We start from the raw sequence: 18,149 nt of genomic DNA, 5'->3' as shown, positions 1-18,149 counted from the left end.
CATCACCCCGCAAACGTTTGTTCTTATTTTATCACGTTTTGTCCAATTTTGAAAGATATATTTCCTGGATAATCACGAAACTCTATTAAAATACACATTAACCACGCTACCATTTCCATAGCATCTTTTTCCTATCTTAATACTATTTATACTTGAACATCCCTCTACTTGAACTAAATATACCTGTCTTCCATTATTAATGGGAAAACTTATTTCACTCTCTTTTTCAAATTCTAAAGAATATATATTTATTCTTGATTAACTTTTATTAGTGCAATAGATTCTTTACTTACCATGTGTAACCATTTATTTTCTCTTTCTTCCCACGCAAACTGACAATTTCCATATTTCTATGGGGCTGTTTATCAAATTTAAATGATTTTACAAAAAAAGCCTAGCAATTACGCTAGGCTAACTTCTTCCACATTTCTTATTACAAATTCTTTTCGTAAGACTCAACCATTTTCTTAACCATTTGTCCGCCTACCGAACCATTCTCTCTTGAGGTTAAATCTCCATTGTAACCGTCTGTAAGATTTACTCCTACTTCTTTAGCAGCTTCCATTTTAAATTTGTTTAATCCAACCTTAGCCTCCGGAACCAATACTCTATTTCTTGACATATAATAACCTCCTCTATATTTGATAATCGTTTTCAATTACACTATTATCATGTGTATTATTATAAACAATATTCATAGAAAATTATGTCTATTCCAATATAATTAAATAGATGATTTTTAAGGGCTAGTTATTATATAAATTGAGTCCCACTATTCCAATAGATATTAGCTCATCTACATCCTTTCCTGGATAGGAATATTTTTTTTCTTCTTCACACAATGGTTGAGGGAATGAACTACTGCCAGTTATATAGGCTGTTAAAAATGTAATATTTCCAATCATATTTAATAAACAATTCATGAAAAACACAGATGTTCCTCCTACTAGAGCTTCTAAATATAATATGATTTGTTATTTGTTTTCATGTACCTATTATTTAATTATTAAATAAGAACTTTTAAGGCCGGTTTTTAAAATGCTTATGCAGAAGGGACCCACTAGAGGACTCTTTACATACTCATACCCTAAAAATTTTATTTATTCTACCACATTATATTTTTTTACGCATTTATAATTGATAACCAACAATTAGACATTTTCTTGATTTCAATGTTGCATTACAAAAACAAGTTTTGATAAATCAATATTCATAAATGAATACTCATAGGAGTAATAATACTATTTTAAAAGAATGCAGGAACTTGGACTCTATACTTTAGATATAGATGAGATTAAAGGTAAAATAGAAAATTTAAATTTAACTAATATATTTAATAAAAAACTTATATAGATTAAGAAATTGAAAGGCCCGCCTTAAAGTCTGGCCTTTTTCATTTGGAGAAAATTAATATTCACGTTTTCATTTTATATGATAAAAAAATTGCTTTAAACTGGACAGAATATGAATCTTATGCTACCTTTTATTTATGGTTTCTATTATACAATTGAGGAGGCGTTTTGTGAAAATCGGTTATGATGTTTATGATTCCCCTATTGGGCTTATCCATGTAGTAGTGAATGAGATCGGTGTTATAAAAGTAGAAATTTTTGAAGAAGATTGGATACAATACAAGAAAAAACATGAAGCTATTCCCAAAGATAATGAGTTATGCAAGGAAGTTATAGTTCAGCTAGACGAATATTTCAAAGGTAAAAGGAAAAATTTCGATATACCTTTATCTATAGAAGGCACACAGTTCAGAAAGAAAGTATGGAAAGCCCTTAGAGATATACCTTATGGTGAAACGCGGAATTATTTGCAAATTGCAGAATCCATCGGAAACCCTAAAGCTGTAAGGGCAGTAGGTCAAGCTAATAAATATAACCAATTGCCTATAATTATACCCTGTCACAGGGTCATTGGTAAAAGTGGTAAGTTGGTAGGCTTTGCTGGTAATAGAACGCCTACACAAAAATTACTATTGGAAATTGAAGGATTCAATTTCCAATAGTAATTTTTACACATAATAATAATTATAGACATAGCCCTAATAATGGTTATGTCTATAATCTAATTTAAAATTTTTATCAAATACAATCCATCATCTAAAATACTTAGTTCACAACTAAATTTAACACCCACATCAATCAGTTCAAAGCATACGTCCCTTGTACTATCTATATCAAATAGGCACTTTCCCTTTTCATCTAAAGCAGTTACAGCATCTTCATGAATGCCTTCTCTCAATAGATTCTCTTTAACTTCTTTATTTAACATTTTCACGCCTCCAACTTAATAAAATTCTTAGTGTCGAAATTATTTTTTCTCAAACAATCTATTATCTAATCAGATACTAAATTTAAAAATTGTTTTATTCTTGGGTTAGTTGTGTTAATTAATAACTCCTTCGGTGTTCCCCTGTCAACAATGATTCCGTTATCCATAAATATTATATTGTCTGCTACTTCTCTTGCAAAACTCATATTATGAGTAACAACTACCATTGTCATACCTTCAAGTGATAGATCCTTCATAACTTTAAGCACCTCCGCTTCAAGCTCAGGATCCAGTGCAGATGTTGGCTCGTCAAATAATAGTACTGATGGTTCTATAGCCATAGCACGCGCTATAGCAACCCTTTGTTGTTGTCCTCCTGAAAGCTCATGAGGATAACTGTTGCACTTGTCTAAAAGCCCAACCTTATCTAAAAGCTTAAGTGCTTTATCATGGGCTGCCTTCTTAGATTGCTTAAGTACAGTAACAAGCCCTTCCATAATATTTTCTACCACAGTCATATGAGGAAATAAATGGAATCCTTGAAATACCATTCCAGTATTCCTGCGAAGTGATATCACTTCTTTATCAGTTGGATTTTTATTTTCCCCAAACACTAATTCATTATCCCCAATGCTCATAGTCCCCTTATTAGGCAGATCTAGCAAATTCATACATCTAAGAAGTGTGGTTTTACCCGAACCTGAAGGCCCTATAATAATGGTTGCTTCGCCTCTTACAATTCGCAAATCTATACCTTTTAATATTTCATTATTTCCGAAACTCTTGTGTAAATTTTTTATATTAATCATGAATTTCCTCCAATTACCTAGCGACATATTTTTCAAGATTTTTCTCTATTTTCTGTTGAATTGTAGATAGTATAGTACAAAATAATAGATATATAAAGGCCACTTCACAGTACAATACAAGTGGTTCATATGTTACTGCTGTTATTCTTTGAGCAATCTGAAACATTTCCGCTAAAGTAATCGACGCAGCAAGGGATGTATCTTTAACAAGGCTTATAAATGAATTTGACAGCGGCGGTACAGATACTCTAGCTGCTTGTGGCAAAATTATACGAATCAACGACTGAGTATGAGTCATACCAATTGAAGATGCTGCTTCCCACTGCCCCTTAGGTATAGATAGAATTGCAGCCCTAATTACTTCCGAATTATAAGCTCCAACATTTAATGTAAAACCTATAATTGCTGCCGGTAAAGCTCCCATGGTTATACCAGCAGCTGGTAATCCGTAGAATATTATAAATAACTGCACGAGAAGCGGTGTCCCTCTTATTATCCAAACATAAAAACTTGATATTAAAACTAATGATTTATGTTTGGATATACGTGCAAGAGCCGTTGCCATAGCCACAATTGAACCGAGTATGAAAGAAAGCACTGCCACTGGAATGGTAAATTTTACACCAGCTATTAATAAAGGAAAAAAAGAGTCTTTAATTATGTTTAATATTCTTAGTGTTTGCACATCAAAATTCATCTTATCACCCTCTTATTTTGATACATCGCTGCCAAACCACTTATTTGAAATTTTTAAATAAGCACCATCTGCTTTCATATCAATAAGTGCTTTATTAACCGCATCCACTAATTCTTTATTTCCCTTTTTAAACATAAATGCGCTTGGCTGTGCATTTCCTTCCTCATCAACAACTTTTATAGCAAGGTCTGGTTTTTGTTTTTTAAGATCAAGATAAGATAAACTGTCATTAACTGTGGCATCTACCCTTTTAGAACCTAAAAGGTCAATTGCTTGATTAAAGCTGTCAACTGGTTGAAGTATTGCACCATTATCTTTTGCAATTTTAGATAAGTTACTAGTTAATGATTGAGCAGATTTCTTCCCCTTCAAATCTTCAAACTTTTTGATAGTGTTATCATCACTGTTTACTATAAGCACTGCTTTTGAAACTATATATGGTTCTGAAAAATCATATTTTTCTTGTCTATCTGGTTGAATTCCAACTAGATTTACTACCATATCAAATCGCTTTGCGTCGAGCCCAGCAAACATACCATCCCACTTTGTTTCCACAAATTCTGGTTTTACGGAAAGACGTTTAGATACTTCCTCTGCAATTTCAACATCAAAACCAGTTAACTTTCCTGATTTATCATGGAAGCTGTATGGTGCGTATGTTCCTTCAGTACCAATTTGTATTTTCCCTTCACTCTTTATTTTTGATAATAGGTCCTTAGATTCAGTGTTTTTACTACTACTTGTGGCGCATCCTACAAGTCCCAGTGTTGCTATTAATAAAGTACTAATTAATACAGATGTTTTTTTCATTTATTACCCTCCTAGTATTCCTATCGTTTTAGTAATGTATTGCATTGTATTTATAATACCATAGGTTTTCTTTTACTGTCAATATTTATTTTTAAGTTACTATAGTGAAGACTAATTATATATTATCACCATATTCATTTGTTTTGAAAACAAAAAAAAGCCCTAGTGAGCTCTTTTTTTCATTTTCCCTATATAAACATACATATTCAAAGCAGCTCTTCGACTCTTTCATCCCCCTACAATCTATTTCAATTGATTATTTCCACATACTCATCTTCTGGAAGTTGCCTTATGAATTCATATTCTTTTACATACATTAACCGAATTTTTTTTCCCTCTTCGCTTGAAGTTTGAGGCTCTTCTTTATTAACTTTCATTTCAACTATATCCGCCTCAATTAACCTATCATCATCAATACCGATTCTAAATTTATATGTATTAGCAATATGTTCATTCCAAGACTCTAGGTAAACCGCCTGCATTATTGTATTTTCACATTTTGAGCACTTGATATTTAGTTCCTGTCCAACTTTTTCAATGAGTACTCTATTGTTATCACATGTTTTGCACACCATAGTTCTATACATATTTAACCACCTCCACTAATTATATGTAATAAGGCGAAGATTTATTCTAAAAAATTCTATAAGAAATTAATAGAAAAAAAGATAGCAAAACCTTATTATAAAGTTTTTACTATCTTTTTAAATTAAAAAAATAAATCATTTGTAATTTATTCATGATTCTCAATGGTCATGAAGAGGTAATCCTAGCAGCGCTTGGTTATATCCTTGCTGCGCCTGTTTCTTTTGCAGCTTTCGCAATTGCTTCTGCTACTTTTGTTGCTACACCTCTATCTAATGCACTTGGAATTACATTGTTTTCGTTTAAATCTTCATCTTTTATATAATTTGCAATAGCATATGCTGCTGCAAGCTTCATTTCTTCATTTATTTCTTTTGCCCTCACATCTAATGCACCTCTGAATAACCCTGGAAATACAAGAACATTATTTACTTGGTTTGGAAAATCTGAACGTCCTGAACCACATACCCTCGCGCCCGCTTTTTTAGCTTCATCTGGCATGATTTCTGGGGTTGGATTTGCCATTCCAAAGACTATAGAATCTTTGTTCATAGATTTAACCATCTCAGGTGTTACTATTCCTGGTGCAGAAACCCCTATAAATACATCTGCACCTACTAATGCATCACTTAAGCTTCCTTTTATATTTTCTGGATTAGTTATTTCTGTAAGGGCTGTTTTTGCATCATCAATTATTGCCATCCCTCTATAAAGTACTCCTACTTTGTCACAGACAATTAAATTCTTCACTCCTGAGGAGAGTAAAAGCTTTGATATTGCTGTTCCCGCAGAACCAGCACCGTTTACTACAACCTTTAAATTCTCAAGCTTCTTTCCAACTACTTTACAAGCATTGATAAGACCTGCAAGAACTACAATTGCTGTCCCATGTTGGTCATCGTGAAATACTGGTATATCTAATATTTTTTTAAGCTTTTCTTCTATTTCAAAGCATCTTGGAGCACTAATATCTTCTAAGTTTATCCCACCAAACCCTGGGGAGATAAGCTGTATTGTGCGAACAATTTCATCTACGTCCTTTGTGTCTAAGCATATTGGAAAGGCATCTACATTACCAAACTCTTTAAACAATATAGCCTTTCCTTCCATAACCGGAAGTCCTGCCTCGGGTCCTATATCTCCAAGCCCTAGAATAGCAGTGCCATCCGTAACCACTGCAACCATATTCCCTTTAGATGTATATTTATACACATTTTCTACGTTTTCATAGATTTTCTTGCAAGGTTCTGCAACACCAGGTGTGTACGCAAGTGCCAAATCATCATTTGTTTGGATTTTTATTTTTGATATTACTTCAATTTTGCCTGTATGTTTTTCATGCAGTTTTAAACTTTCTACAAAATAATTCATTCAATACTTCCCCTTTTATTAAATTGTATTATTTATACATTGCCACTTAATTCTTCGTTCTCACTATTGAATACGTCAACGTCTAATTCCCCTTCTTGCTTAGCTATTATAACAGTGCAAATAGCATCTCCTGTAATATTGACAACTGTTCTGCCCATATCTACCAATCTATCTACACCCATTATAAGACCGATTCCTTCTAAGGGAAGACCTACAGCCTGAAATACCATAGACAGCATTATAATGGAAGCACCAGGGACTCCAGCTGTACCTACAGATGCAATAGTTGAAGTTAGAACTACTGTTAACATCATATTTAGTGTAACAGGAATGCCATATGCTTGAGCTACAAAGAATGTTGCTACCCCTTGCATAATAGCAGTACCATTCATATTAACTGTTGCACCTAATGGAATAGTGAAGGCCGCAATACCTTTTGATACCCCTAATTCTTTTTCACATGTTTCCATATTCACTGGTACTGTAGCATTACTACTAGCTGTTGAGAAAGCTACAGACATAACTGGGAAGAATTTTTTGTAAAACTTTTTTATAGATAACCCAGTAAAACTTTTTAAAAGACTTGCATATCCTAATATTGAGATAAGTAATAGACCCAAATATATTGTAAGAATATATTTCATTAAAGGCATCATAGCTACATACCCTACAGTAGCAAAGGTTTTAGCTATAAGCCCAAATACACCTATAGGTGCAAATGTCATAACGATTTCTACTAATTTCATTATTAAATCATTTAGGCTTTCAAGTAAATTAATTAGGGGCTGACCTTTTTTACCTAATAAAGATAAGCCTATACCAGTTAATACAGCAACTACAATAATTTGAAGCATATTACCTTCCGACATAGCTAAAATTGGATTACTTGGTACCATTTCGTATAACGTTTGTACCAATGGAGTTTTGGTAGCAATTGTAGTTTTCACTGCTTTTACGGCTGTTAAATCTAACCCTGATCCTGGCTTTATAAAATAACCTAAGACTAGCGCAATAGCAACAGCTATTGCTGTAGTTGATAGATAAAAAGCTACAGTCTTTCCCCCGACCCTACCTAATTTCTTTACATCTCCCATACTGGCCGCACCATTTGCTAAGGAAATAAACACCAGTGGGACTACAAGCATCATTATTCCTCTTAAAAAAAGTTGACCTACTAACTGGAAAACACCATTTATTAAAAAAGCATTTTTAAAAGTTCCATTAGGAAATTGAAATACAATAATTCCAGTTATTGATCCTAATAATAGAGCAATAAGGATTCTAGTTGTCAAGTTCACCTTTTTTTTACTCATACAAAACCCTCCTTTATATATTTTATTAGCTGGCTATGAAATGCCACAGCCAGCATTAATACCACATTTTTATATATTGAAATGGCTGTAATCCGCCCACCTTGGGCGCATATACATTTACAAGATGGGTATAAACTAAAAATGAATTTCGAAAGGAGCCCTTCATGTCAGTATGCTCCTAAACAACCAAATGTTGTTTAGGAGCATACTGGTAACCGTTTTCTTAATATTCACTCAATATGTTTTAGCCACTTCCGGAGTATATGCAATGCTAAGATCATCTCTAGTTTCAATCCTCGAAACTAACTGAGCCTTTACTTTATTCCATGATGATTGCAATTTCACTATACTATAATACCACAAAAAATACCTAATTGCATACTATTGTTTACATTTAATTAATAAAATAATTTATATAGCCATTAAATGCTTTGCTGCTATTCCTGGCTCGGTCATTGCTATTGTATCTAGTATTTCATTAAGTTGTGCTTTCGTTAAAATACTCTCTTTAAGTACCAATTCACTTACAGGTTCGCCTGTTGCAATCGCTCTAGCTGCAATTTTTGCAGCTGCCTTATAACCTACATGAGGTACTATCGCTGTAATTATACCTACACTATTATCTACTAAGTATTTGCACCTTTTTCTATTAGCCGTAATACCTGCAATACAATTTTCTCTAAGGGTATTAACTCCGTTACCTAGTGTTTCTATAGATTCATATAAGTTATAGAATATAACTGGTTCAAATGCATTTAATTCTAATTGTCCGGCCTCTGCTGCCATAGTTATAGTAATGTCATTGCCTATAATATTAAAAGATACTTGACTCATAACTTCTGGAATTACAGGATTTATCTTTCCTGGCATTATTGAAGATCCATTTTGTTTTGCTGGCAGATTGATTTCCCCAAAGCCTGCTCTAGGACCTGAAGACATTAACCTTAAGTCATTTGATATCTTGGATAGACTTACTGCACAAGTTTTAAGAGCTGATGAAACGTCCACAAAAACATCCAGATTTTGTGTCCCATCTATTAAGTCTTCTGCTTGATGTAAATCTAAATTAACAACATCATTAATTGCTGGCACGATTTTTTTAAAATATCCTGTATCCACATTTATTCCTGTCCCTATAGCAGAAGCTCCCATATTTACACTCTTTAGCCCTTCACTGGCTTTTTCTAACCTATCAATATTTCTTTTTATTACTGAGCTATATGCATGGAATTCTTGGCCTAATCTAATAGGTACAGCATCTTGCATTTGAGTTCTTCCCATTTTAATAACATCATCAAATTCTTTAGACTTTTCAACAAGTACATCACCAAGTTTTCTTAACTCCTCTAAGGTTTTTGGAATAAGTTTTAGAGCTGCCATCTTGCCTGCTGTTGGGAATACATCATTTGTAGATTGTCCCATATTTACATGATCATTTGGATGAACTTTATCATACGCTCCCAATTTACCACCCAATATTTCATTTGCTCTATTAGCAATTACTTCATTTGCATTCATATTACCCGATGTACCTGCTCCACCTTGAATAGGATCAATTATAAATTCATTATGTAATTTACCAACTATTATTTCATCACATGCTTGTACTATAGCGTCGCTGATTTTTTTACTCATTAATCCAGCTTCATTATTTGCAATAGCTGTAGCTTTTTTTACTTGCGCAAGACTGACTATTAAGTCTTTGTGCATCCTCCTACCTGTAATATTAAAGTTTTCTGACGCCCTTAATGATTGAACTCCATAATATGCTTCTATAGGTACATTCTTAGAGCCAACAGAATCGCTTTCCACCCTAAATTTTTGCATGTTTTCATTCATAATATTTCCTCCTTGTTTACTATAATATACTAATAATACCCTTTGAAATAAATTTTGTCAAATAAACATCTGTCTTTTTAAGTATCATAAGTAAGTCTTTTAACTAAATTAAGACTAATTTATTACTTAATATTTATTGATTTACGGCGCTTTAAAGCATTTGAAATTGAAAATTAATTCTTAATATACCTAGTGTTATATCGAATACAACCTTAAGTTTGAATATTTTGAATATTGTTTACTTTGCAAGATTACCGTTAAGATTAATTTTACATCTGCTCTCTAAGTGGTATTCCACATAAAAAAAATAAGTACCTCAAGGGTACTATGATATGACCTGAAGATAACTACTTGCTACTAAGAGTTTTTTGATATTTATAGGCATATAACATCACAATGAATTAATTAACCTGTTAATAAATCATATTGTAATTGTTTACACTATTATATTTACAATTATTTAGTACTTATTATATAATTTAAATCCAGTATTATCAACTATTGTTATACCCTTAAATTGATTATTCAATAAGGACTCATTACTTATTAAAACTCCATTTTATAAATTTTAACATAAAAAATACTTTCTTAATAAAATTCAAAAGTGAATCTTACCCCTACATATGGGATAAAACTCACTCATAATTACTAATTTGCCTTTACCTTTAATAAATGGTATCATTACTCCATTTTCCCTATGCCAATAATTGATTCACAAGAGGATTTACCTTCCTGCTATCATACTTTCCTTTTAACTTAGGCATAACAGCCTTCATAACCTTCCCCATGTCACCCTTTCCGCTAAAGTGATTTTGGGTAATAACTTCACTGATAATTATTTTTGCTTCATCGTCACTTAATTGCTTGGGCATATAAAATGTAAACATTTCGATAGCAATTTCTGTTTCAGCTATAATATCTTCTTTATTAGCTTCTTTCGCATAACTAAGAGTTTCATTTAATTGTTTAATTGTTTTCTCAATAATACCAACTAAGTCGTCGTCAGAAAGTTCTTTTTTCAAATCCATTTCTTTATATTTAACGTCAGCCATTAAAGTCCTTAAAGCAGTCAGTCTTACCTTATCCCTACTCTTCATATATTTAATAATATCATCTTTCAGTGTTTGTTTTAACATATGTGTTACCTCCTAAATAATTCAATATTTTTTAACAAGTTATTTTATTACTTTATTAAAACTATACTTATATATACATTATACTCTTATAATCTCACTTTAACGACATTTCAGAAGGAAAGTTTCCCAATTTTATAATCTAATATTAATTATATGCCCTATTCCAAAATTCTAATTCATACATGCATGATTTCATAAAAATAGCTAATAATCTTTTCTTTTCTATCTCATCTATGTCTTCGCATAAATTATTTATATAATCCAGCCAGTCATTAGTGAATTTTTCAAAATCTTCAGAAGCGTATTCTTCAATCCATGGATTGAAAAAATTCCCCTCTAGCTTATGTCCATAAGTCTTTTTAATATATTTGCCTATGTAGCTATAACTCCACGTACATGGCATAGCAACAAGAGCAATCTCCTTTAAATCTCCGGTGAGCGCCACACCTTGCATATAGCTTGTATAACTTGTAGTTATTAATTTATATTCACATTTTTCCGTTTCTTTAGCAGTTAATCCAAAGCCTTCTAAATATTTTATATGAACAGCCGTTTCATCCTCCATAATTCCCCTTATTGAATTATAATAAAATTTCATCTCGTCCATAGTTTTTGCCTTAATTAACCCTACAGAAAATACCTTTGAATATTCTTTTAAATATAGATAATCCTGTATAAGATAGTTTTTAAACTTTTCCTTATCTAAAGTACCTTCTCCTATCTCCTTTATAAATGGATGCTCTAAATATGAATTCCAAAATTCCTTTACCTCTTCAAATATATAATCTGTAAATTTCATACTATTCCACCCCTCCATCGTCATTTAATTTCTCAAACAGTTCTAAGCCCAAAAATGTCTATATAAGTCTATGCTATTTTCTAAGGAAGATCATTCAATGTTTTAAACTCATATCCCTGACTTTTCCACTCTTTAATCAGACTGTCGAGTATTTTTGTATTGGTTTCTGAAACTGCATGAAGCAAACATATCATTCCAGGCTTTGTTTGCTTTAAAAGATTTTTTTTTGCCGTTTCAGGGTTTGGCTGATCCTTAGGTTCATAATCTTTATAAGCAAGTGTAAAAAACACTGATTTATAACCAAGCTTTTGAGTGTAATAAAGAGAAAGTTCACTGAAGTCACCCATAGGCGGTCTAAAAAATTTCGACATTTTTAAACCGGGGATGTTATTAACAGTAGTTTCATTTTCTGTAATCTCTGAATTAAAATCCATTTCATTAGTTATAGAAGGCATGGATTTATGATGCACTGAATGATTCCCTATAATATGGCCTTCATTCATCATTCTTTTTACAAGATCAATATCTTTTGCACCATTAAAAGAACCCGTTACATAGGGCTTTGTTACAAAAAAAGCTGCTTTAACGTTGTTAGCTTTTAAAGTATCAAGAATGCTTGCTGTATAACCATTCTCATACCCCTCATCAAAAGTTAGATAAATTACTTTTTTAGAAGTTTCGCCAAAAGCATAAGCATGATATTTCGATAATAATGTTGAATTTTCTCTTGGTGAATAAGCCCATGACCAGTTAATAGTTTTTGTCTGTAGATTTGGACTATTCTCTTTTAAAGTTGATTTAGAGTTTGTATTTCCACCACTGCCCGTTTTAAGGCTGCTATTTGTTTGCTTTGCATTACTTAAACTTATCTGATTTTGTCTGTCATTTGCACAACCACAAAGCACAAGTGTTAATACTATTAATAACGGTATTTTTTTAAATTGCAATTAGATCACCTCTATGTATATTTTAATATATTCATATACGATAAACTTCCACATAGCTATTATACCTCTTTTAAAATATTTTATAATATTTTTTTGTATGTATTATTATAATTATTTGCAAATGAAAATAAGCTTTGAGCCATAAGGAATACTCCCTATAACTCAAAGCTACTATATCCTGAAAAATCTTATTATAATATAATGCATATTAAGCTGCCATTACCCTCATTTATAATTCGTTGTAGAGTCTTTTGAATTTTCACTTGAACGTCATCAGGCATCTTAAACAGCTTACTTTGGAGGCCTTCTTTAACTAATACTTCTAAAGATTTACCAAACATATTACTCTGCCAAATTTGAGATTTATCATTCTCAAACTGTTCTAAAATGGATTTATAGAAATCTTCACTTTGCTTTTCTGTACCCATAATAGGTGATATTTCTGTTTGTATGTCTGCCTTAATAAAATGAAGAGAAGGTGCAGATGCCTTTAATTTAACTCCATACCTCCCACCATGCTGCACAATTTCAGGTTCTTCTAATGTCATTTCTGAAAGCTGTGGTGCAACTAATCCATAGCCTTTTTCTTTAACATCTTTTAAAGCCTCTGAAATTTTATCATATTCTACTTTAGCTCTAGAGAATTCTCCCATTAATGTTAATAAATCATTTTCTCCTTTTATTTCACAATCACAAGTTTCGCCAAGTATTTTGTAAAATAATTCGTGTTTAGGAATTATATTTACTCTAGCAGTACCTTCTCCCATATTCATTTCATCAAGTATTGCAGAGTCTAAAAAATCAACTTCTTTAAATGTTAGTAGCGATTTATTTATATCCCTAACTTTAAAAATATCTTTACACGTATCTTTTAAGAACTTCATAAAGTTAATTTTTACCCAGTGCTTAGAACTTAAGTTTTCAATCCATTCTGGCATATCTATGTTAATTTCTTTAACTGGAAATTCTTTAAGAATTCTTTGAAATATATTAGCTATATCCTCCTCTTTCATATTTACAACATCCATAACTTGAACTGGAACATCATATTTTTCTTCTAATTCTCTTGCTAAAACTTGTGTTTCAGGAGCATCTGCATTTTTAGAATTTAATACCATTATGAAAGGTTTATTAATGGATTTAAGTTCATCAACTACCCTTCCTTCCGCTTCTAAATATTCTTCCCTTTCTATGCCTGTGATAGAACCATCTGTAGTAATTAAAAGACCAATAGTTGAATGCTCATTTATTACCTTTTTTGTTCCAATCTCTGCGGCTTCCTCAAATGGAATTTCGTAATCATACCAAGGGGTTGTTACCATTTTAGGCGTCTCTCCTTCAGCATATCCTACCGCTCCTTTAACAATATACCCAACACAATCGACCATCCTTACTTTAAATTTAGTTCCCCCTTCAAACTCAATTTCAACTGCTTCGTTGGGTACGAATTTAGGTTCAGTAGTATGAATCGATTTCCCTGAACCACTTTGAGGAAGTTCATCTTTTGCTCTTTCTTTTTTATGAGGATTGTCTATGTTAGGAATTACCATAAGCTCCATAAATCTTTTTATAAATGTTGATTTTCCAGTCCTTACAGGACCCACAACACCTACATAAATATCCCCTTGCGTTCTCTCCGCTATATCTTTATATATATCAAAATTATCCAATATATACCTCCCAATACTTATTATTATCACTATAAATATATTTTAGAGATCAATGAATTATTACTATAGATTAAAAATATATAAAAAAAACCAATTTTTTATTAAATTCTTAATAAAAAATTGGTCTTTCCATACTAATAGTTTTCTTAAAACTCATCTTTTTTGTTTCTTGACATTAATTCGTATACCCCATATTTAGGGTCTTTACCTTCAAATAATACTTTGTATAACACATCCGTAATAGGCATAGAAATCTGCTCTTTTTCTTTAAGCTCATAGAAGGCTCTTACAGCTTTTATACCCTCTACTACCATTCCTATGTCTTCGCATGCCTTTTCCATTGGAACACCCTTTCCAATCAAAATACCAGCTCTTCTATTTCTACTGTGCATACTAGTGCAAGTTACTATAAGATCACCCATACCCGTTAAGCCATAGAATGTTTCAATTCTGCCTCCGAGCTTTGTGCCTATTCGTATAATTTCACTCATTCCTCTTGTCATTAGCGCAGCCTTAGCATTGTCACCGTAGCCTATACCATCAGATACGCCTGCAGCTAGTGCAATAATGTTTTTAACTGCTCCACCTATCTCTACACCCACAATATCTTCATTAGTGTAAACTCTAAATTTACTAGACATAAATGCATCTTGCACAATACTTGCATACTCCATTTTTTTAGATGTAACTACTAGCGTTGTAGGTATATCTAATGCAACCTCTTCTGCATGACTAGGACCGGAAAGTATTACTATAGGGTTACTTACGATTTCTTCCTCTATAACTTCTGAAATCCTTTTTGCTGAGCCCTCTTCTATTCCCTTTGCAATGCTAACCACAATTTGATTTTCTTTTAGATGTGGTGCTATCATCTTACTTAAGCCTCTTATTGCATGCGAAGGCACTGCTAATACAATTAGCTCACTATCACTTATAACCTTTTCTATGTCCGTAAATGCTGTTACTCCTGCTGGCACGATAATGCCTGGTAAGTACTTAATGTTTTCTCTCTTAATGTTAATATCATCAATAACACTAAGCTTTCTATCCCAGATATTAACGCTCGCACCTTTTTTGGCAAGCATTATTGATAACGCAGTGCCAAAACTCCCACCACCTAAAAAAGCAACTTTTGACATTCTATTCCTTCCTTTCCCTAAATATAAGTCTTATCCCTGTTCCGATAAACTCAAAGCTATTTCTTAATTGATTTTCTAAATATCTTTCATAAGAAAAATGTAGTAAATTTTCATTATTTACAAAGAATACAAATGTTGGTGGTTTAGAGTCTACTTGAGTAACGTAGAATATTTTTAATCTTTTATTTGCCACCGTTGGAGGTTCTTTCATAAGTACAGCCTTATTTACAACTTCATTAAGTATTCCTGTAGAAATTCTTTTTGAATAATTCTCATAACATTCTTTAACTGTTTTTAATACCTTATGTACTCTTTGGCCTGTTTTTGCGGATATAAATAAATAAGGTGCATATGCCATGAAATTTAATCCTGCTTGTAATTTTTGTTTATATTCAAGCATAGTCTTTGTATCTTTTTCAATAAGATCCCATTTATTCACTATAACAAAAATTGCTTTTTTCATCTCATGAGCATAACCTATAATTTTCTCATCTTGATCACTTAATTCATCCGTAGCATCAAGGATAAGTACAACTACATCAGCTCGCTCAACAGCAGCTAATGATCTAATAACACTATACCTTTCAATTCCTTCTTCTACTTTACTTTTTCTTCTTATTCCCGCAGTATCTATAAGAATAAATTTACCTTCTTCAGTTTCTATTTTACTATCAATAGCATCTCTTGTAGTACCTGCAATATCAGTTACTATGTTTCTTTCTTCTCCAAGTATTTTATTTATAAGCGATGATTTACCAACATTCGGCTTACCTACTACTGCAACTTGAATATATTCTTCATCTTCTGTGTTTGAATAAACACTTTCAAAATGGGCTACTACTTCATCTAGCATATCTCCAAGTCCAAGGGCTTGAGTTGCAGAAATAGCTATAGGAGTCCCTATACCTAAATTATAGAATTCAAAGGCATTAGCTTCTAGTTCAAGATGGTCTATTTTATTTACTACGAGTACTACTGCTTTTTTGCTTTGTCTAAGCATCTGTGCAACTTCAGTATCCGCACCTGTAAGTCCTTGTTTACCATCTACAATAAATATTATAACATCTGCTGTTTCTATCGCTATTTGTGCCTGTCTTCTCATTTGAGCTAAAATAATATCTTGACTTTCAATTTCTATACCACCTGTATCAATTAATGTGAAATTGTGTCTAAGCCAATCTGCATCTGCATATACTCGGTCTCTTGTTACACCTGGTTTATCATCCACTATTGAAATTCTTTTACCTGCCAACTTATTAAATAATGTAGATTTCCCTACATTGGGTCTTCCTACTATTGCTACGATTGGTTTTGCCATTATTCTTCCTCCCGACTATTTTGGTTTATTATATGGATTAAATCTTCTCCTGAATAATCACATATTAAAATTTTTGTATTTAAGCTTTTTTCTAAATCACTTATCGTAATATTATCCAAGAGTATTTGTTCCTCATAGTTTCCTAGTTCATATCCTTTTTTTAGCATATTGCTAGGAATTATTAAATAATCTCCTAGCTTTTCATCCCTTAGCTGCTTAATTATGTCATTTCCTGTTAAAAGACCCGCTACTGTAATAGTTTCTCCAAAAAAAACATTATTTATTTTTTTAACATCAGTTTTTATTTTATTATTACATGCAGTAATTTTCTCAGCTACCTTTAATATTTCTGTATAAGCTGAATGCCCTGTTACAAATGTAAAGCTTCCCTTATTATTCGGCTTTAGGTTTGCTATATCTTTATCAATAACACTTCTAAGTAGTCTAATCATACCAATGCCATCTTCTAATTGATCATACCCATCATAAAACTCTTCTTGTGGTACATCACTATGTGCTACAACATAGAATTCATCAGACAATCGTATAAAAGGTGAGCCTACTTCTCTAATATATTTTTCTTGTAATTGCTTTACACTTTCTATTTCCTTTGCTGCAGTATTTTTATCATACAATGTTAAATTAAATAAGCCTTTTCTATACTTTGTTATACCAACTGGAACAACTGCTAAGTTTTCTATGCTAGGATAAAGTTTATATAAATCCTCAATGGTTTTTATAAGCTCTTCTCCATTATTAATACCTGGACAAGAAACTACTTGACAATTAATTTTAATACCCGCTTCAGCCAGCCTTTTTAACCTATCATACACATTTCCAGCAAATTTATTGTTTAACATTATCTTTCTAAGCTCTGGATCAGTAGTGTGAACTGATACATTAATAGGGCTTATTTTGTATCGAATAATTCTATCTATGTCCTCTTCCTTCATATTAGTTAAAGTTACAAAATTACCTTGAAAAAACGATAACCTTGAATCATCATCTTTAAAATACAAAGTTTCTCTCATTCCTTCTGGCAATTGGTCAATAAAACAAAATATACATTTATTATGACAGTTCATTGGTTTATCCAAAATAGCATCAACAAATTGGATTCCTAAATCTTCATCATATTCCTTTTCAAATTCAATTTCCCAAATCTCACCATCTATCTTTTCAATTTCAATTTCAAGAAGTTCATCTGTAATTAAAAACTTGTAGTCTATAATGTCTACTACGTCATTGCCATTTATACTTATTAATCTATCTCCTACTTCTAACTCAATTTCTTCTGCGATACTTCCTGGAAGTATCTTAGCTATTTGGTTTTTCATTTTTACCTCCTGCTCAACCATACCTTTCATCTAAAAGGTTTTATGAGGAATTAGAAATATTATATTAAGATTAAATCACACCTTTAAATTTATAATAAG

18 protein-coding genes and 1 pseudogene are annotated in these 18,149 nt (G+C 32.0%); 1 reads left to right on the top strand and 18 read right to left on the bottom strand.

Annotated features, from left to right (window positions below; translation table 11 throughout):
• Positions 1-72: 72 nt before the first annotated feature.
• The 3 genes and pseudogenes from KTC92_RS03085 to KTC92_RS03075 form a co-directional block, all read right to left on the bottom strand.
• A complete protein-coding gene (locus KTC92_RS03085; protein WP_258280755.1) occupies positions 73-201 on the bottom strand; it encodes a hypothetical protein in 129 nt (42 codons plus the stop codon).
• Between the two features lie 232 nt (positions 202-433).
• Complete coding sequence (locus KTC92_RS03080; RefSeq protein ID WP_165413544.1) at positions 434-622, bottom strand: alpha/beta-type small acid-soluble spore protein; 189 nt, start codon at positions 620-622, stop codon at positions 434-436.
• A gap of 142 nt (positions 623-764) precedes the next feature.
• Positions 765-932, bottom strand: a pseudogene (locus tag KTC92_RS03075) (RNA polymerase subunit sigma-70); the annotation flags it as partial.
• A gap of 575 nt (positions 933-1,507) precedes the next feature.
• On the opposite strand from KTC92_RS03075, the gene KTC92_RS03070 reads away from it, so the two are divergent.
• Positions 1,508-2,014 (top strand): methylated-DNA--[protein]-cysteine S-methyltransferase, encoded by a 507-nt coding sequence (locus KTC92_RS03070; protein ID WP_216302841.1) that lies wholly within the window; start codon positions 1,508-1,510, stop codon positions 2,012-2,014.
• A gap of 59 nt (positions 2,015-2,073) precedes the next feature.
• Here KTC92_RS03070 and KTC92_RS03065 read toward each other — a convergent pair whose 3' ends face one another.
• The 15 genes from KTC92_RS03065 to KTC92_RS02995 form a co-directional block, all read right to left on the bottom strand.
• Positions 2,074-2,280, bottom strand: a complete 207-nt coding sequence (locus tag KTC92_RS03065) for a hypothetical protein (protein WP_220286563.1) — start codon at positions 2,278-2,280, stop codon at positions 2,074-2,076.
• Between the two features lie 65 nt (positions 2,281-2,345).
• Complete coding sequence (locus KTC92_RS03060) at positions 2,346-3,089, bottom strand: amino acid ABC transporter ATP-binding protein (RefSeq protein WP_220286564.1); 744 nt, start codon at positions 3,087-3,089, stop codon at positions 2,346-2,348.
• Positions 3,090-3,102: 13 nt separating this feature from the next.
• Positions 3,103-3,786: an amino acid ABC transporter permease gene (locus KTC92_RS03055; protein WP_216302822.1), complete on the bottom strand. Its 684-nt coding sequence runs from the start codon at positions 3,784-3,786 to the stop codon at positions 3,103-3,105.
• 12 nt (positions 3,787-3,798) lie between these two features.
• The gene (locus KTC92_RS03050) at positions 3,799-4,596 is read right to left on the bottom strand and encodes an amino acid ABC transporter substrate-binding protein (protein ID WP_216302821.1); all 798 of its coding nucleotides are present in this window, start codon (positions 4,594-4,596) and stop codon (positions 3,799-3,801) included.
• Positions 4,597-4,844: 248 nt separating this feature from the next.
• Positions 4,845-5,183 (bottom strand): hypothetical protein, encoded by a 339-nt coding sequence (locus tag KTC92_RS03045; protein WP_165413537.1) that lies wholly within the window; start codon positions 5,181-5,183, stop codon positions 4,845-4,847.
• Positions 5,184-5,379: 196 nt separating this feature from the next.
• Positions 5,380-6,552 (bottom strand): NADP-dependent malic enzyme, encoded by a 1,173-nt coding sequence (locus KTC92_RS03040; RefSeq protein ID WP_165413536.1) that lies wholly within the window; start codon positions 6,550-6,552, stop codon positions 5,380-5,382.
• A 32-nt stretch (positions 6,553-6,584) separates the two neighbouring features.
• Positions 6,585-7,865 carry a dicarboxylate/amino acid:cation symporter gene (locus KTC92_RS03035; RefSeq protein WP_165413535.1) on the bottom strand — a complete coding sequence of 427 codons (1,281 nt, stop codon included), beginning with the start codon at positions 7,863-7,865 and terminating at the stop codon, positions 6,585-6,587.
• Positions 7,866-8,276: 411 nt separating this feature from the next.
• A complete protein-coding gene (locus tag KTC92_RS03030) occupies positions 8,277-9,704 on the bottom strand; it encodes an aspartate ammonia-lyase (RefSeq protein WP_258280667.1) in 1,428 nt (475 codons plus the stop codon).
• 695 nt (positions 9,705-10,399) lie between these two features.
• Positions 10,400-10,840: a GatB/YqeY domain-containing protein gene (locus KTC92_RS03025; RefSeq protein ID WP_165413534.1), complete on the bottom strand. Its 441-nt coding sequence runs from the start codon at positions 10,838-10,840 to the stop codon at positions 10,400-10,402.
• A 145-nt stretch (positions 10,841-10,985) separates the two neighbouring features.
• Positions 10,986-11,639, bottom strand: coding sequence for a thiaminase II (gene tenA / locus KTC92_RS03020; RefSeq protein WP_220286565.1), 654 nt, complete (start codon positions 11,637-11,639; stop codon positions 10,986-10,988).
• 80 nt (positions 11,640-11,719) lie between these two features.
• Positions 11,720-12,586, bottom strand: coding sequence for a polysaccharide deacetylase family protein (locus KTC92_RS03015; RefSeq protein ID WP_216302818.1), 867 nt, complete (start codon positions 12,584-12,586; stop codon positions 11,720-11,722).
• A 191-nt stretch (positions 12,587-12,777) separates the two neighbouring features.
• Positions 12,778-14,256 carry a stage IV sporulation protein A gene (spoIVA, locus tag KTC92_RS03010; protein ID WP_216302817.1) on the bottom strand — a complete coding sequence of 493 codons (1,479 nt, stop codon included), beginning with the start codon at positions 14,254-14,256 and terminating at the stop codon, positions 12,778-12,780.
• A 146-nt stretch (positions 14,257-14,402) separates the two neighbouring features.
• The gene (locus KTC92_RS03005; RefSeq protein WP_220286566.1) at positions 14,403-15,395 is read right to left on the bottom strand and encodes an NAD(P)H-dependent glycerol-3-phosphate dehydrogenase; all 993 of its coding nucleotides are present in this window, start codon (positions 15,393-15,395) and stop codon (positions 14,403-14,405) included.
• Between the two features lies 1 nt (position 15,396).
• Positions 15,397-16,713 (bottom strand): ribosome biogenesis GTPase Der, encoded by a 1,317-nt coding sequence (gene der / locus KTC92_RS03000; protein WP_216302815.1) that lies wholly within the window; start codon positions 16,711-16,713, stop codon positions 15,397-15,399.
• Complete coding sequence (locus KTC92_RS02995) at positions 16,713-18,050, bottom strand: DUF512 domain-containing protein (RefSeq protein WP_220286567.1); 1,338 nt, start codon at positions 18,048-18,050, stop codon at positions 16,713-16,715. Before KTC92_RS02995 ends, der begins: the two co-directional genes overlap by 1 nt.
• Between the last annotated feature and the right edge of the window lie 99 nt (positions 18,051-18,149).

Origin of the sequence: Clostridium sp. CM027, from assembly GCF_024730565.1 — a bacterium.
GTDB lineage: Bacteria > Bacillota > Clostridia > Clostridiales > Clostridiaceae > Clostridium_AD > Clostridium_AD estertheticum_B.
The sequence above is the reverse complement of the archived record's forward strand: the minus strand, read 5'-3'. Positions and strand labels throughout refer to the sequence as shown.